Source organism: Bradyrhizobium sp. NBAIM01 (assembly GCF_020194115.1).
Classification (GTDB): Bacteria; Pseudomonadota; Alphaproteobacteria; order Rhizobiales; family Xanthobacteraceae; genus Bradyrhizobium; species Bradyrhizobium yuanmingense.
Genome location: NZ_JADYVU010000003.1, coordinates 794,286 through 817,710, shown reverse-complemented (window position 1 = coordinate 817,710; position 23,425 = coordinate 794,286). Strand labels below are relative to the sequence as shown.

Here is a 23,425-nt window from a genome sequence, read left to right as displayed (position 1 = left end):
CAATCAGGCAAACTTCTTCTGGACTTCTGCCGACACGTTGGCCGGCGCTTCTGCGTAGTGATCGAACTGCATGGTGAAGGTCGCGCGACCCTGGCTCATCGAGCGCAGATTGTTCACGTAACCGAACATGTTCATGAGCGGCACCATCGCGTTGATGACGTTGGCGTTGCCGCGCATGTCCTGCCCCTGGATCTGACCGCGCCGGGAATTCAGGTCGCCGATGACCGAGCCGGTGTAGTCTTCCGGGGTCACCACCTCGACCTTCATGATCGGCTCGAGCAGGACCGACTTGCCCATCTGCAGCGCTTCGCGGAAGCAGGCGCGCGAGGCGATTTCGAAGGCGAGCGCCGACGAGTCGACGTCGTGATACTTGCCGTCGACGAGCTGCACCTTGACGTCGACCACGGGGAAGCCCGCGACCACGCCGGACGACAGCACGCTCTCCAGGCCCTTCTCGACGCCCGGGATGTATTCCTTCGGCACCGCGCCACCGACGATCTTCGATTCGAACTCGAAGCCCTTGCCGGCTTCGTTCGGCTCGACGATGAACGACACGGCCGCGAACTGGCCGGTACCGCCGGTCTGCTTCTTGTGGGTATAGCTGTGCTCCACCCGCTTGGTGATGCGCTCACGGAACGCCACCTGCGGCGCGCCGATGTTGGCGTCGACCTTGTAGGTGCGCTTGAGGATGTCGACCTTGATGTCGAGGTGGAGTTCGCCCATGCCCTTGAGGATGGTCTGGCCGGACTCGTGGTCGGTCGACACGCGGAAGGACGGATCCTCCGCGGCGAGCTTGGCCAGCGCCACGCCCAGCTTCTCCTGGTCGGCCTTGGACTTCGGCTCGATCGCGATCTCGATGACCGGCTCGGGGAACTCCATCTTCTCCAGGATCACCTGCTTGTCGGGATCGCACAGCGTGTCACCGGTGCGCGCTTCCTTCAGACCGGCCAGCGCGACGATGTCGCCGGCATAGGCTTCCTTGATGTCCTCGCGGTTGTTCGCATGCATCAACAGCATGCGCCCGATCCGCTCCTTCTTCTCGCGGGTCGAGTTCACGACGCCGGTGCCGCTCTGCAGGATGCCGGAATAGATGCGGCAGAAGGTGATGGTGCCGACGAACGGGTCGTCCATGATCTTGAACGCGAGCAGCGCCAGCGGCTCCTTGTCGTCCGCCTTGCGCACGACCTCGTTGCCCTTGTCGTCGGTGCCCTTGATCGCGGGCACGTCGAGCGGCGACGGCAGATAGTCGACCACGGCGTCGAGCAGCGGCTGCACGCCCTTGTTCTTGAAGGCCGAGCCGCACAGCACGGGATAAAACGCGCCGGTCAGCACCGCCTTGCGGATCAGGCGCTTCAGGGTCGCCTCGTCCGGCTCCTTGCCATCGAGATAGGCGGCCATGGCATCGTCGTCGAGCTCGACGGCGGCTTCCACCATCTTCTCGCGGTATTCCTTGGCCTGGTCGGCAAGGTCTTCCGGAATATCGACATAATCGAACTTGGCGCCGAGCGATTCATCGTTCCAGACGACGCCCTTCATCTTCACGAGGTCGACGAGACCCTTGAAGTTGTTCTCGGCACCGATCGGAAGCTGGATCGCGACGGGCTTGGCGCCCAGACGGTCGACAATGTCCGCCAGACACTTGAAGAAGTCGGCACCGATCTTGTCCATCTTGTTGGCGAAGACGATGCGCGGAACCTTGTACTTGTCGCCCTGGCGCCAGACGGTCTCAGTCTGGGGCTCGACGCCCTGGTTGGAGTCGAGCACGCAGACGGCGCCGTCGAGCACGCGGAGCGAACGCTCGACTTCGATGGTGAAGTCGACGTGACCGGGCGTGTCGATGATGTTCAGGCGCTTGCCGTTCCAGAACGCGGTGGTCGCAGCCGAGGTGATCGTGATGCCACGCTCCTGCTCCTGCTCCATCCAGTCCATCGTCGCGGCACCTTCGTGCACTTCGCCGATCTTGTGGCTCTTGCCGGTGTAATAGAGGATGCGCTCGGTCGTCGTGGTCTTGCCGGCGTCGATATGCGCCATGATACCGAAGTTACGGTAGTCCTCGATGGCATGTTGGCGGGGCATGGGTCGTTCCTTGCGAGTCCGAGTGTGTCGCCGTTACCAGCGGTAGTGCGAGAAGGCGCGGTTGGCTTCCGCCATGCGGTGCACGTCTTCGCGCTTCTTGACGGCGTTCCCCCGGTTGTTCGATGCGTCCAAGAGCTCCGCCGAGAGCCGCTCGGTCATGGTCTTCTCGTTGCGCTCGCGCGCAGCCGCGATCAGCCAGCGAATGCCGAGCGCCTGCCGGCGGGTCGAGCGGACCTCGACCGGAACCTGGTAGGTCGCGCCGCCGACGCGGCGGGAGCGGACCTCGATGGTCGGCATGACGTTCTCGAGCGCCTGCTCGAACACGCCGAGCGGGTTCTGCTTGGTCTTGGATTCGATGATGCCGAACGCACCATAGACGATGCCTTCCGCAACCGACTTCTTGCCGGCGTACATCACCGAGTTCATGAACTTCGTGACGATGATGTTCCCGAACTTCGGATCCGGAAGAACTTCGCGCTTTTCCGCAGAGTGGCGACGAGACATAGGCTTGGTTCCCGCTTACTTCGGACGCTTGGCGCCGTACTTCGAACGACGCTGCTTACGGTTCTTGACGCCCTGGGTGTCCAGAACGCCGCGGAGGATGTGATAGCGCACGCCCGGCAAGTCCTTAACGCGGCCGCCGCGGATCATGACCACCGAGTGCTCCTGGAGGTTATGGCCCTCGCCGGGGATGTAGCCGATCACCTCGAAGCCGTTGGTCAGGCGCACCTTGGCAACCTTACGAAGCGCCGAGTTCGGCTTCTTCGGGGTCGTGGTGTAGACGCGCGTGCAAACACCACGCTTCTGCGGCGACTGCTGCAGCGCCGGCACCTTCTTGCGCGACTTCTGCACTTCCCGCGGTTGAGCGATCAGCTGGTTGATCGTCGGCATACTGGCCTTCACCCTTTTTCTGCCGCGGCCCCTCTCGGGTCCGCTGTCTTGCCGCGGCCCGTCACCGGGTCCGCAAATTCTGCTCGAGCTACCCGCCCGAACGGGCCGCCTGGCGCGAAAGACCCGCGCAAAGCGAAATTGCGCCAACCGCTCCATCAACGAGCGGAAAGCGCTTCGACGCCACAGAGGACCGCAGTCTCGAAGCCGTTCAGCGTAACGCCGCGGCCCGCGCACTGAGGTCATGCATCCGAATTCGATCTCAAGAGAACGTGCTCGAGAGAACTAAAGTCGCACTGGCATTGCCTAGCTATGATCGACAGCGTTTGAGCGGCATTCGTCGAGGTTGGTGCCCGTCTTTGCGACCCCTGGCAGATCTAGTCTTTGGGGATCAACGGGTGGCCCGTTCCGACGCTGGCGATGCTCACCGCCTGTCGTTAAGTGAGGCGCTTTCTATAAGTGGGAATCGGTCAAGTCAAGGTGAAACGACAGTCACAAAGCGCTTCATGCGCCTGCAAAAAATCGCCTCTTCGCCGCCTCCCCGCGCCTGCCTGATATAGGAGCGAGGCGACTGACCTGCCAGATCTGAAACAATTATACCCGGGTCTAATGTAGTTTTATTACCAAGCTGAGGGGCTTTTCACCTGCCTGCGCTCGGTTTGCTGGCTGGTGGCCGGTCTACCAGCTTTTCCCGGCCCGCCGCGATGCCCGGTGTGACGGGGCTTCAGCCGGACTGGTCGATCCGCGAATGGCTCTTGCCCCAAACCATGCGTGCGAAAAAACGCGGCGCGCGGCGGCCGAACGCCTTGCATCAGAGAATCGACGAGTCGACGCTGAACCGCGCGTTGCCGTGAGACGAGACGATCAGACGCGGCCGCTCGAAGCTCACCGCCCGCGGTTACTCCTCCTCGTCGTCCTCATCGTCATCGAGGTCTTCGTCCTCGTCGTCATCGTCGCGGTCGGCGTCGGCATGAGCTGCCGCGCCATGGGGCTGGTGGATCTGGTCGTTCCACAGCTTGCGATAGGTGCCATTCTTGGCGAGCAACTCGGCATGGGAACCGCGCTCGATCGCCCTGCCCCCTGAAATCACGATGATCTCGTCCATCTCGACCACCGAGGTCAGGCGGTGGGTCGACCAGATCATGGTGCGACCCTTGGCGACCCTGAGCAGCGTGCGGTTGATTGCGGCCTCGGTGGTCTGGTCCAGCGCCGAAGTTGCTTCGTCCAGCAGCAGCACGGAAGGGTTGCGTATGATCGCGCGCGCGATCGCAATGCGCTGGCGTTGGCCGCCCGACAGCGTGTCGCCGCGCTCGCCGACCGGCGTGTCGTAGCGCTGCGGCAGGCTCATGATGTAGCGGTGGATCTCGGCCTTCTTGGCCGCCTCCTCCACCTCCTCGTCGGTTGCGCCCTCCTTGCCGAGCCGGATGTTCTCGCGGATCGACATGTTGAACAGCATGTTCTCCTGGAACACCACCGCCATGCTCCGGCGCAGCGAGTCCAGCGTCACCTTGCGGACGTCGACGCCGTCGATGGTGACGCGGCCTTCGTCGGGCACGTAGAGCCGCAGGATCAGATTGAGCAGCGTGCTCTTGCCGGAGCCGCTCGGACCGACGATCGCGATGCGCTTGCCGGCGTCGAGCTTGAGGCTGAGATTGTCCAGCACCGGCGTCTGACCACCCTCGTACTGGAAGGTGACGTGATCGAATGTAATGTCGTGGGTGATGCGCGGCAGATCGGGTGCGCCCGGGCGATCGGCGCTGCGGGTCGGCTCGTCGAGCAATTCCTGAATGTGGCGGATCGCGGCGGCCGAGGAGATCGACACCGGGATGAAATGCATCACATGGGCGATGTTGTAGGAGACCTCCCAGAACGCGCTCTCGAAAGTGACGAAGGTGCCGATGGTGATATGGCCCTTGGTCGCCAGATACGCGCCGATCGCGAGCACCACAAGGTGCAGGAGGAGCACCGAGATGGTGACTGTCCGCTCCACCATGGTCGAGAGGAATGTGGCCGAGGCCATCTTGTTGCGGGTCTCGTCGTTGCGCAACCGGAAGAAGCCGAACATCTTGCGTTGCAGGCTGAACGCCTTGATGACCGCCTGGGCGGCCACGTTCTCCTGGACTTGGCCCAGCAACGCCGATTCATTGAGCTTCTGTTCGTAATTGGCCTGCACCGCCTTCGGCGTCAGGATCCGCGGGCCGATCAGCGTGATCGGGAACACCAGCAGCGCGACGACGGCGAGCTGCCAGTTGAGGAACAGCATCAGGATGATGCCGGCGATCAGCTCCAGGAACGGCAGCGCGGCACTGTTGGCGAACGTCTTGACCGAGCCTTCGAAGGCCGAGAGATCGACCGAGAAGCGCGACAGGATCTCGCCGCGCCTGGTGCGGCCGAAATAGGCGGCGGGCAGGTCCTGGACGTGCTCGAACAGGCGTGTGCGGACATCGGAGATGATGCAAGCGGCAAGTCGCGCGTCCCAGCGTTCGTACCAGACTGCAACGATCGAGGTGAAGATGCCGGCGACGGCGAGCACGCCGAGGATCTTGTAGAGCGCCTGAAAATCCTCCTCGCCGAGGGCATCGTCGATCAGGAACTTGAGGCTGAGCGGCATGATGACGTTGAACAACGTCTCGACCACGACGCCGAATGCCACGAATGACAGCATCCGCTTGTAGTTGGAGAGATAGGGCTTGACGAACCCGACAATGGTCGCAAGGGCCCCGGCGGCTTCGCGCGCGGTAAAGACGACGAGGTCCTCGTCCTCATCGTCCTCGTCGAGCTCCAGCTCGTCATCCCCCTCGTCTTCGGCGTCCTCGTCGTCCTTGAGATCCGGCTTGGCAGCGTCGGCGAGCTTGCCATCGAGCCCGGCCGCCTCCTCCGCGGCGAGCTTCTGTTGATCGGGAGATAGAGGCTTGTCGCCAGGCAAGAAAGGCTTGGATGCCATGAAACCAACCGATGCTGACGGCCGGCATGACCGCAGAGAACGCAGGAAATAGCGGCAACCGCTATTGCACCGATTCTATGCGATCAAGATGAATTCGGCAAAACAATTGGCGAATTCGGTTGGCGTCCCCCGGGCTAGTCCTCGTCCTCGACCTTGTCGAAGAAGGAATAGCGCAAGCTGTCCGCGTCGGCGTACCACTGCCCCGGCCCCTTGTTGGCGGCGAGCGTCGCCTCCCACAGCGCATCGGTGCAATCCTTGCGGTGCATCGACAGGTCGAAGCCGTTGCCGAAGAACAGTTCGGACCATTCCCACCAGGTGCCGAGCTTCTTGACTCCGCGCAAGAGGTCGTAGCGGTCGATCAATGCCGGCGCCATGTCCGAGGTGATGGAGCCGAACACGAGGCCGGTCTTGACCACGCGGTTGAGCTCGCGGATCGCGCGGACCACTTGCTTCGGGGAAACGTGGCAGAGGCTGGTCTCGAACACGAAGTCGAACGTGCCGTCCTTGAACGGCATGTCGGTGATCGTGCCGAGCTTGTTGTACTTCTTCAGCGATTTCGGCGTCCTGGCGTGGATCGCGCGGTTGTTCTCGATTCCCCATGCATCGATGCCGCGATCGCGCAGGGCGCCGACCAGTTCGCCGCTGGCGGAGCCCGCGACCAGCAGCTTGGCGCCCGCCGCCCTGCCCCAGACGATGCCGATCAGCTTCGTCAGGTAGTCGGGATCGGTGAAGTGCCGCCACGCCTGATGATAGGGGCCGAGACCGCGATAATTCTCGAAATATTTGCGATCGATCTTGTCCGAGAGCGGCTTGTCGTCCTGCGCGCGCTGGCGGCGCAGGCGCATCATCTCGGTCAGGATGATGTCGGTCGCCGCGTCCGAGGAATCGAGCAGGCCGTTGAGCGTCGAATCGAACAGATAGTCGCCAACCACCACGATGCCGGGGTGCTCCTCCGGCTCGGGCCGGTGATTGGTCATGACGTCGCGCGCGGGCAAACCACCAGGCAGCGCGTTCACCGAGGACAGCCAGCGGTGGATCTTGCCTTCCATGAAGTGCAGACGCGCATCGCCGAGAGAAGCTGGGAGCGATTTCAGGGCGGCCTCGATCAGCTCCTGGTCCGACAGATTGGCAAAAGCCAGCGCATCGGAGCCGGGAATGAGCCAGTTCAGAACACCATGCTTGCCGACGTCGTGACGTGCGCCCTCGTTGTAGACGCAGCAGCCGCCGAAGGCTTCCGACATGAACCAGGCGCCCGGAATCTTGTCGCCCCAGAACGGCTCGTCGAACAGGATCGAGACGCGCAGATAGTGCGCGGGCCGGTCGAAATAGGCGACGTGCTTGACCATCGACCTGCGCAGCTGCTCGCCCTCCCAGCCGAGAGTGGCGAGCCAGGAATGCGGCAGGCAGACTAGCACGAGATCGAAGTCACGGGTCTCCGGCCCCTTGCCGTTCATCATCTTGAGCTGATACCGGCCGGTCGGCGCCTTGCCGACGGTGAGCACGCGGTGATTGAGCTGGATGTCGGCATTGACCTCCGACTGCAGGCATTCGATCAGCTGCTCGTTGCCGTTCTGGATGGAATAGAGGCCGATATAGCCGTCGACGTCCATCAGATAGTTCTTGAGCGCGTTGAGCCCGTTGGTGTTGTGGCTCTCGGTCGCGATGTCGGAACGCGCCATCACCTTGAAGAAGCGCTTTGCGGTGACGTCCTCGACCTCCTCGTCGAGCACCTGCTCGGCGGTCTTGTAGGCCCAGGGATGTTCGTTGTCGTGCGCGCCGACGCCCTCGTAATATTCCACCGGCGACATCACCTCGGCGCAGCGCTTGCGGAAGGCTTCGATCGCGGCGGCAGTCTTGGCGCCGTATTTGCGGCGCATGCCGGGAACGTCGTTGAGCAGCTCACCGCCGAACTGCACCTGCTCGGCATCCATCGGAATGGTCTGAAGGCCGAAATGCTGGATCAGCTCGCGCAGAGGATCCGGGCCCGTCATGGAGTAGTCGTAGATCTCGGCAACGCCGGCCTCGTACATCGCGGGCGCCGAATCGAACTTGCGGGTGACGATCTTGCCGCCGAGCCTGTCGGAGGCCTCGTAGATGGTGACGCGGCAGAGGTCGCCGAGCTTGCGCTTCAGGTACCAGGCGCTCATCAGCCCGCCGGGGCCGCCGCCTACGATTGCGAGATCAAGCATGAGAGTTCCGTGGTCTTCCGGCCCTGCCCCCTTGGCGGGACCACCGGTCTAAGGCGCCATAGCACAAGCGCTTTTGCGGCTGAAGGAAAGATGAACAAAGGTTGATCCCGCATCGCAACAAAGCAGCAAAAAGGCCGGCAAAAGCCGGCCTTTTCATTGTCCTCGGTATTCCTACGGATGAACGATCATTCCGCGGGCGGCAGCGCAGGAAGCTCGGCTTCCGGCGCCGGCGACACGACGGCGGCCTGCTTCTCCCGCTCGTCCAGGATCAGCTTGTCGCGCTTCATGGCGACTTCGCGGATCTTGGCCATGGAGGCGCCGGTGCCCGCCGGGATCAGCCGGCCGACGATGACGTTCTCCTTGAGGCCTTCGAGCGGATCGATCTTGCCGTTGACCGCCGCCTCGGTGAGGACGCGAGTGGTCTCCTGGAACGATGCCGCCGAGAAGAAGGAGCGGGTCTGGAGGCTCGCCTTGGTGATGCCGAGCAGAACCGGCGTTCCCGTGGCGGGCTTCTTGCCCTCTTCCTTGGCCTTCACGTTCAGCGCGTCGAACTCGATCTTGTCGACCTGCTCGCCGGAGATCATGTCCGTGTCGCCCTGGTCGGTGATTTCCACCTTCTGGAGCATCTGACGGACAATCACCTCGATGTGCTTGTCGTTGATGAGCACGCCCTGCAGCCGGTAGACCTCCTGGATCTCGTTGACCAGATAGGCAGCGAGCTCCTCGATGCCCTTGACCGCGAGGATGTCGTGCGGCGCCGGGTTGCCTTCCACGATGAAGTCGCCCTTTTCGACGACGTCGCCGTCCTGAAGGTGGATGTGCTTGCCCTTCGGGATCAGGTACTCGCGCGGCTCGTCGGTCTTGTCCATCGGCTCGATCGAGATGCGACGCTTGTTCTTGTAGTCGCGCCCGAACCGGATGGTGCCCGCGATTTCGGCGATGATCGCCGCATCCTTCGGGCGCCGAGCCTCGAACAGTTCCGCCACCCGCGGCAGACCGCCGGTGATGTCACGCGTCTTGGCGCTTTCGGTCGAGACACGGGCGAGGATATCGCCCGGCTGGACCTTGGCTCCGATGTCGACCGAGAGAATGGCGTCGACCGACAGCATGTAGCGGGCATCGCCGCCACGGGCGAGCTTGAGCACCTTGCCGTCCTTGCCCTTGACCACGATGGCCGGACGCAGGTCCGAGCCGCCGCGCGTCGAACGCCAGTCGATGACCACGCGCTTGGCGATACCGGTGGCCTCGTCGAGCGTTTCCGAGATCGACTGCCCCTCGACCAGATCCTCGAAGCCGATGGTTCCTTCGACCTCGGTGAGCAGCGGACGGGTGTAGGGATCCCATTCGACGATGCGCTGGCCGCGCTTGACCATGTCGCCCTCGTCGACGTGCAGACGCGAACCGTACTGGATACGGTGCGTCGCACGCTCGGTGCCGTCGGCATCGACGATCGCGACAACCATGTTGCGCACCATCGCGATAAGGTGACCTTCGCTGTTGCGGGCGATGGCCTTGTTCCTGATCACGATCTTGCCGTCGAAGTTGGCTTCGACGAAGGACTGCTCGTTGAGCTGCGCCGCACCGCCGATGTGGAAGGTGCGCATGGTGAGCTGGGTGCCCGGCTCGCCGATCGACTGCGCCGCGATGACGCCAACCGCTTCGCCGTGGTTGACCGGCGTGCCGCGGGCGAGGTCGCGGCCGTAGCACTTGCCGCAGATGCCGTTGACGAGCTCGCAGGTCAGCGCCGAGCGGATCTTCACCTCCTGGATGCCGGCCTGGTGGATGGCATCCACGTGGCTCTCTTCCATCAGCGTATCGCGCTTGACGATCACCTGGCCCGAGCTGTCACGCACGTCTTCGCAGGCCGTGCGTCCGAGGATGCGCGAGCCGAGCGAGGCGACCACGGTACCGGCGTCGACGATGGCGCGCATCTTGATGCCGAGCTTGGTGCCGCAGTCGCTCTGCGTGATGATGCAGTCCTGCGCCACGTCGACGAGACGACGGGTCAGGTAGCCGGAGTTCGCGGTCTTCAACGCGGTGTCCGCGAGGCCCTTGCGGGCGCCGTGGGTCGAGTTGAAGTACTCGAGCACCGAGAGGCCTTCCTTGAAGTTCGAGATGATCGGCGTCTCGATGATCTCGCCCGACGGCTTGGCCATCAGGCCGCGCATGCCGGCGAGCTGGCGCATCTGGGCCGGCGAACCGCGGGCACCGGAGTGAGCCATCATGTAGATCGAGTTGATGTCGGCGTCGGCTCCGCTCGCCGTCTTCTTGGTGGCGGAGATCTCCTTCATCATCGCCTTGGCGATTTCTTCCGTGGCCTTCGACCAGGCGTCGACGACCTTGTTGTACTTCTCGCCATGGGTGATCAGGCCGTCGTTGTACTGCTGCTCGAAATCCTTCGCCAGCGTACGGGTGGTGTCGACGATCTTCCACTTGCCGTGCGGCACGACCATGTCGTCCTTGCCGAACGAGATGCCGGCCTTGAACGCGTTGTAGAAGCCGAGCGCCATGATGCGGTCGCAGAAGATCACCGTCTCCTTCTGGCCGCAGTGGCGGTAGACCTGGTCGATGACGCCGGAGATCTCGCGCTTGGTCATCAGCTTGTTGATGATCTCGTAGGAGATGCGCGGGTTCTTCGGCAGCAGATTGCCGAGCATGACGCGGCCGGCGGTGGTCTCGATCCAGCGCTTGGAGACCTTGCCGGTCTCGTCCATGCCTTCCCACCGGTACTTGATCTTGGTGTGGAGGTGGATGACCTTCGCGTGCAGCGCATGCTCGAGCTCGGCCATGTCGCCGAACACCTTGCCCTCGCCGGGCAGGCCTTCGCGCATGATCGAGACGTAGTACAGACCGAGCACGATGTCCTGCGACGGCACGATGATCGGCTGGCCGTTCGCGGGATGCAGGATGTTGTTGGTCGACATCATCAGGACGCGCGCTTCCAGCTGCGCTTCGAGCGACAGCGGAACGTGCACGGCCATCTGGTCGCCGTCGAAGTCGGCGTTGAACGCGGAGCAGACCAGCGGGTGAAGCTGGATCGCCTTGCCCTCGATCAGCACGGGCTCGAATGCCTGAATGCCGAGGCGGTGCAGCGTCGGGGCGCGGTTGAGCAGCACCGGATGCTCGCGGATCACCTCGTCCAGGATGTCCCAGACCTCGGGCCGTTCCTTCTCGACCAGCTTCTTGGCCTGCTTCACGGTGGTGGACAGGCCCTTGGCGTCGAGCCGCGAATAGATGAACGGCTTGAACAGCTCGAGCGCCATCTTCTTCGGCAGGCCGCACTGATGCAGGCGCAGCTCGGGACCGACCACGATCACCGAACGGCCCGAATAGTCGACGCGCTTGCCGAGCAGGTTCTGGCGGAAGCGGCCCTGCTTGCCCTTGAGCATGTCGGCGAGCGACTTCAGCGGACGCTTGTTGGCGCCGGTGATGACGCGGCCGCGGCGGCCGTTGTCGAACAGCGCATCGACCGCTTCCTGAAGCATGCGCTTCTCGTTGCGGATGATGATGTCGGGCGCGCGCAGCTCCATCAGCCGCTTCAAGCGGTTGTTGCGGTTGATGACGCGGCGATAGAGGTCGTTGAGATCAGAGGTCGCGAAACGGCCGCCGTCCAGCGGCACCAGCGGACGCAGGTCCGGCGGAATCACCGGGATCACGGTCATGATCATCCATTCCGGCTTGTTGCCGGAATGGCGGAACGCTTCCACGATCTTCAGACGCTTGGCGAGCTTCTTGTGCTTGATGTCGGAGTCGGTCTCCTGCATCTCGGCACGCAGCGAGGCCTCGAGCTTCTCGAGGTCCATGCCCTTGAGCAGCTCGCGGATCGCCTCGGCGCCGATCATGGCGGTGAAGCTGTCCTGGCCGTACTCGTCCTGCGCCTTCAGATACTCGTCTTCCGACAGCAGCTGACGGTCCTTCAGCGCGGTGAGGCCCGGCTCGAGCACGACGTAATATTCGAAGTAGAGGATCCGCTCGAGATCCTTCAGCGTCATGTCGAGCAGGAGGCCGATGCGCGAGGGCAGCGACTTCAGGAACCAGATGTGCGCGACGGGGGCTGCGAGCTCGATATGACCCATGCGCTCGCGCCGGACGCGCGACAGCGTGACCTCGACCGAGCACTTCTCGCAGATGATGCCCTTGTACTTCATGCGCTTGTACTTGCCGCACAAGCACTCGTAGTCCTTGATCGGCCCGAAGATGCGGGCGCAGAACAGGCCGTCGCGCTCGGGCTTGAAGGTACGATAGTTGATGGTCTCCGGCTTCTTGATCTCGCCGTAGGACCAGGACAGAATCTTCTCTGGAGACGCGATCGAGATCCGGATCTGGTCGAAGACCTGAGCCGGCGTCGTCGGGTTGAAGAGATTCATAATTTCTTGGTTCATCGTCTTCTCCTCGCGTGCCGGTCGCCTCCGGCCGCAAATTCGAAAATCACTTCTGCATGGCGCCCTGCCCTCAAGGCCTCGGGCGGGGCGCCGATGCCCGGCCGCGAAGGCCGGGCATGACAGGTCGAATTACTCGGCCGCTTCCGACGTCGGCGCCGGTCCCATCTTGGAGTTGTGCAGGTCGACGTTGAGGCCGAGCGAGCGCATTTCCTTGACCAGCACGTTGAACGATTCCGGAATACCGGCCTCGAACGTGTCGTCGCCGCGCACGATCGCCTCGTACACCTTGGTACGGCCGGCGACGTCGTCCGACTTCACCGTCAGCATCTCCTGGAGCGTGTACGCCGCGCCGTAAGCCTCGAGCGCCCACACCTCCATTTCGCCGAAGCGCTGGCCGCCGAACTGCGCCTTGCCGCCCAGCGGCTGCTGGGTGACGAGCGAGTACGGACCGATCGAACGCGCATGGATCTTGTCGTCGACCAGATGGTGCAGCTTGAGCATGTAGATGTAGCCCACCGTCACCTTGCGATCGAACGGATCGCCGGTGCGGCCGTCATAGACGGTCGACTGACCCGAGGCGTCGAGACCGGCGAGCTTCAGCATCTCCTCGATGTCGGCTTCCTTGGCGCCGTCGAACACCGGGGTTGCGATCGGCACGCCGCGGCTGAGGTTATGACCGAGCTCGATCAGCTCGTTGTCGTTGAGCGACTTGATCGTCTCGTCCTCGCCGTAGACCTTCTTCAAGGTCTCCTTCAGCGGCTTGATGTCCTGCTTCGACAGGTACGCATCGACGGTCTGGCCGATACGCTTGCCGAGGCCGGCGCAGGCCCAGCCGAGATGGGTCTCGAGGATCTGTCCGACGTTCATGCGCGAGGGCACGCCGAGCGGATTGAGCACGATGTCGGCATGCGTGCCGTCTTCGAGGAACGGCATGTCCTCGATCGGCACGATCTTCGAAACCACGCCCTTGTTGCCGTGGCGGCCGGCCATCTTGTCGCCGGGCTGGATCTTGCGCTTCACCGCGACGAAGACCTTGACCATCTTCATCACGCCGGGCGGCAATTCGTCACCGCGCTGAAGCTTCTCGACCTTGTCGAGGAAGCGCTGTTCCAGCCCCTTCTTCGACTCGTCGTACTGCTTCCGCATGGCCTCGATCTCGGCCATCAGCTTGTCGTTCGGCGAAGCGAACAGCCACCATTGCGACTTCGGGTACTCCTCGAGCACCGCACGGGTGATCTTGGTGTCCTTCTTGAAGCCCTTGGGACCTGCAATGCCCTGCCGCCCCTCGAGCAGCTCGGCAAGACGGTTGTAGACGTTGCGGTCCAGGATCGCCTGCTCGTCGTCGCGGTCCTTGGCGAGGCGCTCGATCTCCTCCCGCTCGATCGCCAGCGCACGCTCGTCCTTGTCGACGCCGTGGCGGTTGAACACGCGCACTTCGACGATGGTGCCCTGCACGCCCGGGGGAACGCGCAGCGAGGTGTCCCGGACGTCGGAGGCCTTCTCGCCGAAGATGGCGCGCAGCAGCTTCTCTTCCGGCGTCATCGGGCTTTCGCCCTTCGGCGTGATCTTGCCGACCAGGATGTCGCCGGCGCGCACTTCCGCGCCGATGTAGACGATACCGGCTTCGTCGAGGTTCTTCAGCGCTTCTTCCGAGACGTTCGGAATGTCGCGGGTGATTTCCTCAGGTCCGAGCTTGGTGTCGCGGGCCATCACCTCGAACTCCTCGATGTGGATCGAGGTGAAGACGTCCTCCTTCACGATCCGCTCGGAGAGCAGGATCGAGTCTTCGAAGTTGTAGCCGTTCCACGGCATGAACGCGACCAGCACGTTGCGGCCGAGCGCGAGCTCGCCGAGATCGGTCGAAGGACCGTCGGCGATGATGTCGCCCTTCCTGACGACGTCGCCGACCTTCACCAGCGGACGCTGGTTGATGCAGGTCGACTGGTTCGAGCGCTGGTACTTCATGAGGCGGTAGATATCGACGCCCGACTTGGTCGGATCGAGATCTTCCGTGGCGCGGATGACGACGCGGGTCGCATCGATCTGGTCGATCACGCCCGAACGGCGCGCCGCGATCGCAGCGCCCGAGTCACGGGCAACCACGCCCTCCATGCCGGTGCCGACGAACGGCGCCTCGGCGCGAACCAGCGGCACCGCCTGGCGCTGCATGTTCGAGCCCATCAGCGCGCGGTTGGCGTCGTCGTTCTCGAGGAACGGGATCAGCGCCGCGGCGACCGAAACGAGCTGCTTCGGCGACACGTCCATGTAGTCGACCTTGTCGGGCGTCATCGGCACGACGTCGCGGGTGCCGCTCGAACGGCAGACCACGAGGTCTTCGGTGAAGCGGCCCTTGGCGTCGACCGGCACGTTGGCCTGGGCCACGGAATAGCGCCCTTCCTCCATCGCCGACAGGTACACGACCTCGTCGGTGACACGGCCATCCTTGACCTTGCGATACGGCGTCTCGACGAAGCCGTACTTGTTCACGCGCGCGAAGGTCGCGAGCGAGTTGATCAGGCCGATGTTCGGACCTTCCGGCGTCTCGATCGGGCAGATGCGGCCGTAATGCGTCGGGTGCACGTCGCGCACCTCGAAGCCGGCGCGCTCGCGGGTGAGACCGCCCGGTCCGAGCGCCGAGAGGCGGCGCTTGTGGGTGATCTCGCTGAGCGGGTTGGTCTGGTCCATGAACTGCGAGAGCTGCGAGGAGCCGAAGAACTCGCGCACCGCGGCGGCGGCCGGCTTGGCGTTGATCAGGTCCTGCGGCATGACCGTGTCGATGTCGACCGAGGACATGCGCTCCTTGATCGCGCGCTCCATGCGCAACAGGCCGATGCGGTACTGGTTCTCCATGAGCTCGCCGACCGAACGCACGCGGCGGTTGCCGAGATGGTCGATGTCGTCGATCTCGCCCTTGCCGTCGCGCAGATCCACCAGCGTCTTGATGACGGAAAGGATGTCCTCCTTGCGCAGCGTGCGCTGGGTGTCGGGCGCATCGAGGTCGAGGCGCATGTTCATCTTGACGCGGCCGACCGCGGAGAGGTCGTAGCGCTCGGCGTCGAAGAACAGCGACTGGAACATGGCCTGCGCCGATTCCAGCGTTGGCGGCTCGCCCGGACGCATCACGCGGTAGATGTCGAACAGCGCGTCCTCGCGCGTCATGTTCTTGTCGGCCGAGAGCGTGTTGCGGATGTAGGGGCCGACATTGACGTGGTCGATGTCGAGCAGCGGCAGCTCTTTGTAGCCCTGCTCGTTGAGCGCCTTCATCAGCTTGTCGGTGATCTCCTCACCGGCCTCGGCGTGGATCTCACCGGTCTTGGGGTTGACGAGATCCTCGGCGACGTAGTTGCCGACCAGCTCCTCGTCGGCCATGCGCAGCGCCTTCAGCCCCTTCTCCTGGAGCTGGCGGGCGGCGCGGACGGTGAGCTTCTTGCCGGCCTCGAGCACGACCTTGCCGGTGTCGGCATCGATCAGGTCGTTGACCGTGGAGTAGCCGCGGAAGCGGTTGGCGTCGAACGGAACGCGCCAGCCTTCCTTGGTCCGCTTGTAGAGAATCTTCTTGTAGAACGTGGACAGGATCGCCTCGCCGTCGAGGCCGAGGGCGAACATCAGCGACGTCACCGGAATCTTGCGGCGACGGTCGATACGCGCATAGACGATGTCCTTGGCGTCGAACTCGATGTCGAGCCAGGAACCGCGATAGGGGATGACGCGGGCGGCGAACAGCAGCTTGCCCGAGGAATGGGTCTTGCCCTTGTCGTGGTCGAAGAACACGCCGGGCGAACGGTGCATCTGCGAGACGATGACGCGCTCGGTGCCGTTGACGATGAAGGTGCCGTTCATCGTCATGAGCGGGATGTCGCCCATGTAGACGTCCTGCTCCTTGATGTCCTTCACCGACTTCGCGCCGGTTTCCTCGTCGATATCGAACACGATGAGGCGCAGCGTCACCTTGAGGGGCGCAGCGAAGGTCATGCCGCGCTGGCGGCACTCGTCGACGTCGTATTTCGGCTGCTCGAACTCGTAGCGGACGAATTCCAGCATCGAGGTGCCGGAGAAGTCGGAGATCGGAAACACCGAGCGGAACACCGCCTGCAGACCCTCGTCGAGACGTCCGCCCTGGGGTTCGTCCACCATCAGGAACTGGTCATAAGACGCCTTCTGAACCTCGATGAGGTTCGGCATCTCGGCGACTTCCTTGATGTGTCCGAAGAACTTGCGAACGCGTTTGCGACCGGTGAATGTCTGCTGCGCCATCGTGGCCTCTCATTTTCGTCGCCCGCCCTGGGCGCACCGTCCGGACCGCGGCTGCCACCGCTTTCCGGGTTGAATTTTCGAACCCGTCTTGGGGGGCCGGAGACGCAGTTTCAGGCGCCGATGTCCTGAATCTGTTCTTCAGACCTTCAAAACGCAAAACGACGCGCGGGGCGCAGATGCGCGCCCGCCCGTCACAACGATCATCTTCACGGACTGCAAAAGCCCGAAATAGCCTGCTCTCCCAACGGCTTACAGGGAAATCCGGCATCCCTGCCCACCGCGCTTTCGTGCTGCCGACCCGATATGGGGCGACAATAGTGCAGATTCGAGGGTCAAACCCTCAAATCCCCACACTTTTTCGTGTTTGGCCTGCGTCGGATCGTTCCGTCGCACGCCTTTTGCATTCCGGTCCACCCTCTCGAAGGGGGACCAGGATCCCGGGCAGAGCCGTTGCCCGCCCGGGATCCCGCCAGTAAGCAGTGCTTACTTGAGCTCGACCTTGGCGCCAGCCTTCTCGAGCTGGGCCTTGATCTTGTCGGCTTCGTCCTTGTTCACGCCTTCCTTCAGCGGCTTCGGAGCACCCTCGACGAGGTCCTTTGCTTCCTTCAGGCCGAGACCGGTGATGGCGCGGACTTCCTTGATGACCTCGATCTTCTTGTCGCCGGCGCTGGCGAGAACGACCGTGAACTCGGTCTTCTCTTCCGCCGGAGCGGCAGCACCGCCGCCGCCAGCGGCCGGGCCGGCCACGGCGACAGCCGCGGCAGCCGAAACGCCCCACTTCTCTTCGAGGAGCTTCGCGAGTTCGGCAGCTTCGAGCACGGTCAGGCTCGAGAGGTCGTCAACGATCTTCTGCAGGTCAGCCATTGTTCAGTTTCCTTAACTGTAAGTCTGGTTCGGGTTTGAGTTTTGCGAAGGGCGTCAGGCCGCTTCGCCCTTTGAGGCATGAGCCTGGATGACGCGCGCGAGCTTGCCCGCGGGCGCGTTGGCGAGCTGGGCCAGCTTGGTCGCCGGGGCCACGATGAGGCCGACGATCTTGCCGCGCAGTTCGTCAAGCGACGGCAGCGAGGCAAGCGCCTTCACACCGTCGACATTCAGGACGGTCTTCCCCATCGATCCGCCGACGATGACGAACTTTTCGTTCGCCTTGGCGAATTCGATGGCGACCTTTGGCGCCGCTACCGGATCGTTCGAAGTCGCGATCACGGTCGGCCCCTTCAGCATGGGGCCGATGGCAACGACGTCAGTGCCTTCAAGAGCAATTTTGGCGAGACGGTTCTTCGAGACCTTCACCGCGGCACCCGCCTGCTTCATCTGCTGGCGCAGCTTCTGCATCTGGGCGACGGTGAGGCCGGAATATTGAGCAACGATCGCGACGCTCGTGGTCTTGAAGACCTCGTTGAGCTGTTCGACCGCTTCTTTTTTTGCCGCTCGTTCCACAGCAAGCTCTCTCCGGTTGGCGGTCATCGCGAGAAGCGGGACCGCCGGGTTGCACCCATCGTCCCGCCCAAACCTGAACCTCCGGGTCAAAAACCCATCGGACACGCCGGGCAAGACGACATTCAAAGCCTGCCCTCCGGGAGCCCAAGGGCCCACGGCGTGTCGAGGTCCGAACCAGACCCGTTTCGCAAAACCAGCCCTTAAAGCTGGATGCGAAGTGAAATCCGGTCTTCACCCGTCTATGCAGGCAATGCGATTAAGCCGTTGAGGAATCGAGATTCCCCGCGGGCGCCTGCAGTCTTGGACAGGACGAGGTCAGCCGGCGAACCGCCCGACCTCTGCCCGCATCCCTGCCAAAAGACGGATCTTCCTTCCTTTTCGGGCAAATCCTCACGGACGTCCTGAAAAGGAATGATCTCCTGTCGTGTCGGGTTTTCGGAATGCGTGCACGAACGCGCCAGCCGAGGCCGGCACGTCCGGAGGCGGTTCTTTAACCGCTCGGAGCCTGCTTGCCAAGAGCAAAATTCACACCAGTTCCAATCGATTGGCGGTTGGCCTTGAGATGGCCCAACAAGGGCCGATTCAGGCCGATTTGATCCGGTACGGCAGCGTTTTGCCCTCGAAGAATGCGGTCAGGTTGGCCAGCACGCAGTTCTGCATGGCGACGTGCGAATCCAGGGTGTGGCCGCCGATATGCGGGGCGAACACCACGTTGGGGAGTTCGGTCAGGGCGTCAGGCGCGTGCGGTTCCTTCTCGAAGACGTCGAGGCCCGCCCCCGCGATGGTCTTGTCGGTGAGCGCCGCGACCAGGGCCTTCTCGTCGATGACGGAGCCGCGGGAGATGTTGACGACGTAGCCCTCCGCCCCGAGGCGCCTGAGGATATCGGCGTTGACGGCATGTTGGGTCTCGGCCCCTGCCCGCACCGCGATCATCAGGACGCTGCACCAATCGGCGAGCGCCTCCAGGGTCTGAAAGTACTGATAGGGCAGATCATACCGGGTGCGGCTGAAATAGCCGACCTCGCTCTCGAAAGCAGCACAGCGCGCGGCGATCTTGCGGCCGATCTCACCCATGCCGTAGATGCCGATGCGGCGGCCGGGCATGCCGGCCTGGGGACGCATCATTGGCGACTGTTTCGAGGCCGCCCAATCGCCGCTGCGGACATATTGGTCGGCCACCAAAATCCGCCGCGTCGTCGCCAGCATCAAGGTCATCGCGATGTCGGCGACAGAAGCCGCATTGGCACCTGGGCTGTGACCGACCGCGATGTTCCGGCTGGCCGCCGCCTTCAAGTCGACGCCATCATAGCCAGTCCCATAGCAGACGATGGCGCCGAGCTTCGGAAACAGGTCCATCGCCTCCGCACCGAGTGGCGAGCCGCCAGCAGTCAGCAGTGCGCGGATGCCGCCCAGCTCCTCCGCCGGAAACACCTCCCGCACGGGCTTGCCGCCGGTGTCGAGCAGCTCGAACCGCTCGGCGAAGCGCGCCATCATCGACTTGGGAAAGCGCGAGTAGATCAGGACCTTGTCAGCCATTGTTGTTGTTTCCGAAGAGCGCCGCCACAAACGACGAGGGGCGGAATCGGTCGCCCGATCCCGCCCCTCGCCTCATGCAATTTCCAAACCTCAGCCGAGAATGGTGCCCGGCTCGACCTTCACGCCCGGGCCCATCGTCGAGGACACTGCAACGCGCTGGATGTAAGTGCCCTTGGAACCGGCCGGCTTCGCCTTGGAGACCGCGTCAGCCAGAGCCTTGATGTTCTCGACCAGCTTCTCCTCGGAGAACGAGGCCTTGCCGACGCCGGCCTGCAGGATGCCGGCCTTCTCGACGCGGAACTCGACCGAGCCGCCCTTGGCGCCCTTCACCGCACCGGTGACGTCCATGGTCACGGTACCGATCTTCGGGTTCGGCATCAGGCCGCGCGGGCCGAGCACCTTACCGAGGCGGCCGACCAGCGGCATCATGTCGGGGGTGGCGATACAGCGGTCGAAATCGATCGTGCCGTTCTGCACCTTCTCGACCAGGTCCTCGGCGCCGACCACGTCGGCACCGGCGGCCTTGGCTTCATCGGCCTTGGCGCCGCGGGCGAACACGCCGACGCGGAGCGTACGGCCGGTGCCGTTTGGCAGGGTCACGACACCGCGGACCATCTGGTCGGCGTGGCGCGGATCGACGCCGAGATTGATCGCGACCTCGATGGTCTCGTCGAACTTCGCTTTCGCGCGTTCCTTGACCATCTTGATGGCGTCCGCGAGCGGGTAAAGCTTTTCGCGGTCAATGCCTTCGCGGGCTTTGTTCAAACGCTTTCCGATTGCCATGGCCGCTTACCCCGCAACTTCCAGACCCATCGAACGGGCCGAGCCCTCGACCATCTTCATGGCCGATTCGATGGTGTCGCAATTCAAGTCCTTCATCTTCTTCTCGGCGATCTCGCGCACCTGCGCCTTGGTCACCTTGCCGGCCTTGTCGCGGCCCGGCGCCTTCGAGCCGGACTGGATTTTTGCAGCCTGCTTGAGGAAGTAGGACATCGGCGGCGTCTTCATCTCGAAGGTGAAGGAACGGTCCGCATAGATGGTGATGATCACCGGGATCGGGGTGTTCTTCTCTTCCTTCTGGGTCTGGGCGTTGAACGCCTTGCAGAACTCCATGATGTTGAGACCGCGCTGACCGAGCGCGGGACCGATCGGGGGCGAGGGATTCGCCGCGCCGGCCGGGACCTGAAGCTTCAGGTATCCGGTCACTTTCTTTGCCATGTATCACTCCTGTTGTGCCGGCAGGACCGGCGGTTTCAGGTTCGTGGTCTGGGTCGGATGCGGCTGGCAACCGCCCCTCCCTCCCACGGCCTCTTGTTGCGCGAGACCGAAGCCTCCCGCGTTACCCGATCAGACCTTCTCGACCTGACCGAATTCCAGCTCGACCGGCGTCGCGCGGCCGAAGATCGACACGGCGACCTTCACGCGCGAGCGCGCCTCATCGATCTCCTCGACCACACCCGAGAACGAGGCGAACGGGCCGTCGGCCACGCGCACGTTCTCGCCGATCTCGAACGACACCGACGCCTTCGGCCGTTCCACGCCCTCCTGCACCTGGTGCAGGATGCGCATGGCCTCGGCTTCCGAGATCGGCATCGGCTTGTTCTCGGCGCCGAGGAAGCCCGTGACCTTCGGCGTGTTCTTGATCAGATGGAACGCCTCGTCGGTCAGCTTCATCTTCACCAGCACGTAGCCGGGGAAGAACTTGCGCTCGGCGTCGATCTTGCGGCCGCGGCGCACTTCCGTGACCTTCTCGGTCGGAACCAGCACCAGCTCGAACAGCTCCTCGAGCCCGCGCTGCTTGGCCTGCTCGCGGATCGATTCGGCGACCTTCTTCTCGAAGTTCGAATAGGCGTGGACGATGTACCAGCGCTTGTCGGACACTTGAGCGGTTGCTGTTGCCATCATTGAATGCCCAGGAGGAAGGTGACGAGGTAGCGAATGATCAGGTCGGCGGCGAAGAAGAAGATCGAAGCCACCGCGACCATGACGAACACCATGATGGTGGTGATCGTGGTCTCACGGCGGGTCGGCCAGGTGACCTTGGCAGTCTCCGAGCGCACTTCCTGCAAGAACTTGAACGGGCTGACTGCCATCACTTGAGGTCCAGCGTCCGTCGACAGACGCAAATGAATTTCAGGGATCCGAACAGCCGCCGTTGGCCCAGCCCTCTGTCTCGAAGGATGAGCCGGAAACCGGGCTCGATTGTTCGGGGATTTCAAGGCCGCGCCGGAAATCCGCGTCTAACGGGCCGGCTGCGAGTGCCGGGTATCTACTGCGGATGCGGCCAAAGGTCAAGGTAGAGAGAGTTCGCCCGGGCAGGCCGCCCTCCCCCCGAGGGTCGTGCAGAGGCCATGTGGATCAAGGACTTGTCGACCGCCCGGAACGCGCCATCCCATCCCCGGCAAGGCTATCGGGAGCCGTCAGTCGGCCCGGTCGACCATGGAAATCCCCGGCAGCGGCACCACGAACTTCCCGCCTTCGGCGAAATAGCGGGCGTGCTTGGCCCGGATCGGGTCGACATAGCGCCAGGCGAAGACCACGACGAACGCGGGTTTGCGCTCGTAGAGAGCGGCAGGCGGCAGGATCGGGATGTCATAGCCGGGGCCCGCCATCACTTTCCCCTTGTTGGGATCGTCGTCCACGAGGAAGTCGATCTTGTTCTCCAGGCCGAACTGCGGCAGCAGCGTCGTGGTGCCCACCGAGACGCCATAGCCGGCGACCAGCTCACCGCGCGCATGGGCGGCATCGGCCATCGCGACCAATTCGTCACGGATGGCGGCGATCCTCTTCACGTACGGTACATAATAGGCCGGCTGATCGACGCCGAGCCGGTCTTCCTCGGCAACGAAACGCGCGACCTCGGCCGACGGTTTCTTGGCGCCGCCGGCGCGCTGCACGGTCACACGGATCGAACCGCCCTTGGTCCAGATGTGCTGGACGTCGATCAGCTCCATGCCCAGCCGGGCGAAGAAACGGATCAGCGGCTTGATGTTAAAATACGACAGATGCTCGTGATAGACGGTATCGAGCAGGTTCTTCTCGGTGACGTCGACGCCGTATTGCGTTTCGAAGACGAACAATCCGTCCGGCGCGAGCACGTCGCGAACCCCGATCACCAGCGGATCCAGATTGTCGACATTGGCGATCATGTTGTTGGCGATCACGACGCTCGCCGCGCCATGGCTCTGCAGGATGCGGCGACCGACGGCATCGGTGAAGAAATCGCCGATGGTCTCGATGCCCGCCTCCGTGGCGCGCCGCGCGATGTCGACGGCGGGATCAACACCCAGCACCCGCATCCCCCGCTCCTTGAAGAAGCCGAGCAGCGATCCGTCATTGCTGCCGAGCTCGACCACCAGCGAACCCGGCGCAATGCCGAAACGGCTGACGACGTCGTCGGCATAGGTAGCGAAATGCTCGCGCAGGCCGAGCGAGAGCGAGGTGGTATAGACATAGTTTCGGTACTGGATCTCCGGATTGCCGACATGGAGGATCTGGAGGTGGCCGCAGTCCCGGCACAGATGCAGCGCCATCGGCACCGCAGCGCGGAACACGGGATCGTCGACGCTGGCGTTCGGCACCTGGAAGTTCGGCGTGCCGATCGGCATGCCTGCCATCGGGACGACCAGCTCTTGCTTGTCGCAATGACAGAGGCGGCAAGTATTGCGGACGTAGAACAGGTTTTTCATCGTGCAACCGAAGAATGAGATACGCGCGCG

Annotated in this window: 16 protein-coding genes; 1 reads left to right on the top strand and 15 read right to left on the bottom strand. The window is 63.4% G+C overall.

Features of this window, described 5'->3' with window-relative positions:
• Nucleotides 1–3: 3 nt before the first annotated feature.
• Genes fusA through rpsL form a run of 3 tightly spaced genes read right to left on the bottom strand, consistent with a single transcriptional unit; the run spans nucleotide 4 to nucleotide 2,967 of the window.
• Nucleotides 4–2,076, bottom strand: a complete 2,073-nt coding sequence (gene fusA, locus I6F31_RS14775) for an elongation factor G (protein ID WP_036027596.1) — start codon at nucleotides 2,074–2,076, stop codon at nucleotides 4–6.
• A gap of 33 nt (nucleotides 2,077–2,109) precedes the next feature.
• Nucleotides 2,110–2,580: a 30S ribosomal protein S7 gene (rpsG, locus tag I6F31_RS14770; RefSeq protein WP_018647239.1), complete on the bottom strand. Its 471-nt coding sequence runs from the start codon at nucleotides 2,578–2,580 to the stop codon at nucleotides 2,110–2,112.
• Between the two features lie 15 nt (nucleotides 2,581–2,595).
• Nucleotides 2,596–2,967 (bottom strand): 30S ribosomal protein S12, encoded by a 372-nt coding sequence (gene rpsL, locus I6F31_RS14765; protein WP_007603006.1) that lies wholly within the window; start codon nucleotides 2,965–2,967, stop codon nucleotides 2,596–2,598.
• Between the two features lie 701 nt (nucleotides 2,968–3,668).
• Here rpsL and I6F31_RS14760 point away from each other — a divergent pair.
• A complete protein-coding gene (locus I6F31_RS14760; protein WP_225185615.1) occupies nucleotides 3,669–3,818 on the top strand; it encodes a hypothetical protein in 150 nt (49 codons plus the stop codon).
• A gap of 44 nt (nucleotides 3,819–3,862) precedes the next feature.
• Here I6F31_RS14760 and I6F31_RS14755 read toward each other — a convergent pair whose 3' ends face one another.
• From I6F31_RS14755 to I6F31_RS14700, 12 genes are all read right to left on the bottom strand, one after another.
• On the bottom strand, nucleotides 3,863–5,908 hold the full coding sequence (locus I6F31_RS14755) for an ABC transporter ATP-binding protein (RefSeq protein WP_036027604.1): 2,046 nt from the start codon (nucleotides 5,906–5,908) through the stop codon (nucleotides 3,863–3,865).
• A 134-nt stretch (nucleotides 5,909–6,042) separates the two neighbouring features.
• Entirely contained in the window at nucleotides 6,043–8,097 is a 2,055-nt protein-coding gene (locus I6F31_RS14750) for an FAD-dependent oxidoreductase (protein ID WP_225185614.1), read from the bottom strand.
• 185 nt (nucleotides 8,098–8,282) lie between these two features.
• A complete protein-coding gene (rpoC, locus tag I6F31_RS14745) occupies nucleotides 8,283–12,479 on the bottom strand; it encodes a DNA-directed RNA polymerase subunit beta' (RefSeq protein ID WP_036011015.1) in 4,197 nt (1,398 codons plus the stop codon).
• A gap of 129 nt (nucleotides 12,480–12,608) precedes the next feature.
• Nucleotides 12,609–16,733, bottom strand: a complete 4,125-nt coding sequence (rpoB, locus tag I6F31_RS14740; protein WP_225185613.1) for a DNA-directed RNA polymerase subunit beta — start codon at nucleotides 16,731–16,733, stop codon at nucleotides 12,609–12,611.
• A gap of 483 nt (nucleotides 16,734–17,216) precedes the next feature.
• A complete protein-coding gene (gene rplL / locus I6F31_RS14735) occupies nucleotides 17,217–17,597 on the bottom strand; it encodes a 50S ribosomal protein L7/L12 (RefSeq protein WP_036027614.1) in 381 nt (126 codons plus the stop codon).
• Between the two features lie 54 nt (nucleotides 17,598–17,651).
• Nucleotides 17,652–18,170 carry a 50S ribosomal protein L10 gene (gene rplJ / locus I6F31_RS14730; protein ID WP_036010998.1) on the bottom strand — a complete coding sequence of 173 codons (519 nt, stop codon included), beginning with the start codon at nucleotides 18,168–18,170 and terminating at the stop codon, nucleotides 17,652–17,654.
• 582 nt (nucleotides 18,171–18,752) lie between these two features.
• A complete protein-coding gene (locus I6F31_RS14725) occupies nucleotides 18,753–19,706 on the bottom strand; it encodes a 2-hydroxyacid dehydrogenase (protein WP_036027615.1) in 954 nt (317 codons plus the stop codon).
• Nucleotides 19,707–19,796: 90 nt separating this feature from the next.
• A complete protein-coding gene (gene rplA, locus I6F31_RS14720; protein ID WP_025037003.1) occupies nucleotides 19,797–20,489 on the bottom strand; it encodes a 50S ribosomal protein L1 in 693 nt (230 codons plus the stop codon).
• A gap of 6 nt (nucleotides 20,490–20,495) precedes the next feature.
• Nucleotides 20,496–20,924 (bottom strand): 50S ribosomal protein L11, encoded by a 429-nt coding sequence (gene rplK / locus I6F31_RS14715; protein ID WP_011088164.1) that lies wholly within the window; start codon nucleotides 20,922–20,924, stop codon nucleotides 20,496–20,498.
• A 129-nt stretch (nucleotides 20,925–21,053) separates the two neighbouring features.
• Nucleotides 21,054–21,608: a transcription termination/antitermination protein NusG gene (nusG, locus tag I6F31_RS14710; RefSeq protein ID WP_018647229.1), complete on the bottom strand. Its 555-nt coding sequence runs from the start codon at nucleotides 21,606–21,608 to the stop codon at nucleotides 21,054–21,056.
• Nucleotides 21,608–21,799, bottom strand: a complete 192-nt coding sequence (secE, locus tag I6F31_RS14705) for a preprotein translocase subunit SecE (protein WP_036010992.1) — start codon at nucleotides 21,797–21,799, stop codon at nucleotides 21,608–21,610. The genes nusG and secE overlap by 1 nt, the downstream gene beginning before the upstream one ends.
• Before the next feature lie 327 nt (nucleotides 21,800–22,126).
• Nucleotides 22,127–23,395, bottom strand: coding sequence for a class I SAM-dependent methyltransferase (locus I6F31_RS14700; protein ID WP_225185612.1), 1,269 nt, complete (start codon nucleotides 23,393–23,395; stop codon nucleotides 22,127–22,129).
• Nucleotides 23,396–23,425 lie beyond the last annotated feature (30 nt).

What these genes read in the sequence shown, in the direction of transcription:
- fusA (WP_036027596.1), bottom strand. Translation starts at nt 2,076, where the DNA reads ATGCCCCGCCAACATGCCATCGAGGACTACCGTAACTTCGGTATCATG.
- rpsG (WP_018647239.1), bottom strand. Translation starts at nt 2,580, where the DNA reads ATGTCTCGTCGCCACTCTGCGGAAAAGCGCGAAGTTCTTCCGGATCCG.
- rpsL (WP_007603006.1), bottom strand. Translation starts at nt 2,967, where the DNA reads ATGCCGACGATCAACCAGCTGATCGCTCAACCGCGGGAAGTGCAGAAG.
- I6F31_RS14760 (WP_225185615.1), top strand. Translation starts at nt 3,669, where the DNA reads ATGCCCGGTGTGACGGGGCTTCAGCCGGACTGGTCGATCCGCGAATGG.
- I6F31_RS14755 (WP_036027604.1), bottom strand. Translation starts at nt 5,908, where the DNA reads ATGGCATCCAAGCCTTTCTTGCCTGGCGACAAGCCTCTATCTCCCGAT.
- I6F31_RS14750 (WP_225185614.1), bottom strand. Translation starts at nt 8,097, where the DNA reads ATGCTTGATCTCGCAATCGTAGGCGGCGGCCCCGGCGGGCTGATGAGC.
- rpoC (WP_036011015.1), bottom strand. Translation starts at nt 12,479, where the DNA reads ATGAACCAAGAAATTATGAATCTCTTCAACCCGACGACGCCGGCTCAG.
- rpoB (WP_225185613.1), bottom strand. Translation starts at nt 16,733, where the DNA reads ATGGCGCAGCAGACATTCACCGGTCGCAAACGCGTTCGCAAGTTCTTC.
- rplL (WP_036027614.1), bottom strand. Translation starts at nt 17,597, where the DNA reads ATGGCTGACCTGCAGAAGATCGTTGACGACCTCTCGAGCCTGACCGTG.
- I6F31_RS14725 (WP_036027615.1), bottom strand. Translation starts at nt 19,706, where the DNA reads ATGGCTGACAAGGTCCTGATCTACTCGCGCTTTCCCAAGTCGATGATG.
- rplA (WP_025037003.1), bottom strand. Translation starts at nt 20,489, where the DNA reads ATGGCAATCGGAAAGCGTTTGAACAAAGCCCGCGAAGGCATTGACCGC.
- rplK (WP_011088164.1), bottom strand. Translation starts at nt 20,924, where the DNA reads ATGGCAAAGAAAGTGACCGGATACCTGAAGCTTCAGGTCCCGGCCGGC.
- nusG (WP_018647229.1), bottom strand. Translation starts at nt 21,608, where the DNA reads ATGGCAACAGCAACCGCTCAAGTGTCCGACAAGCGCTGGTACATCGTC.
- secE (WP_036010992.1), bottom strand. Translation starts at nt 21,799, where the DNA reads ATGGCAGTCAGCCCGTTCAAGTTCTTGCAGGAAGTGCGCTCGGAGACT.
- I6F31_RS14700 (WP_225185612.1), bottom strand. Translation starts at nt 23,395, where the DNA reads ATGAAAAACCTGTTCTACGTCCGCAATACTTGCCGCCTCTGTCATTGC.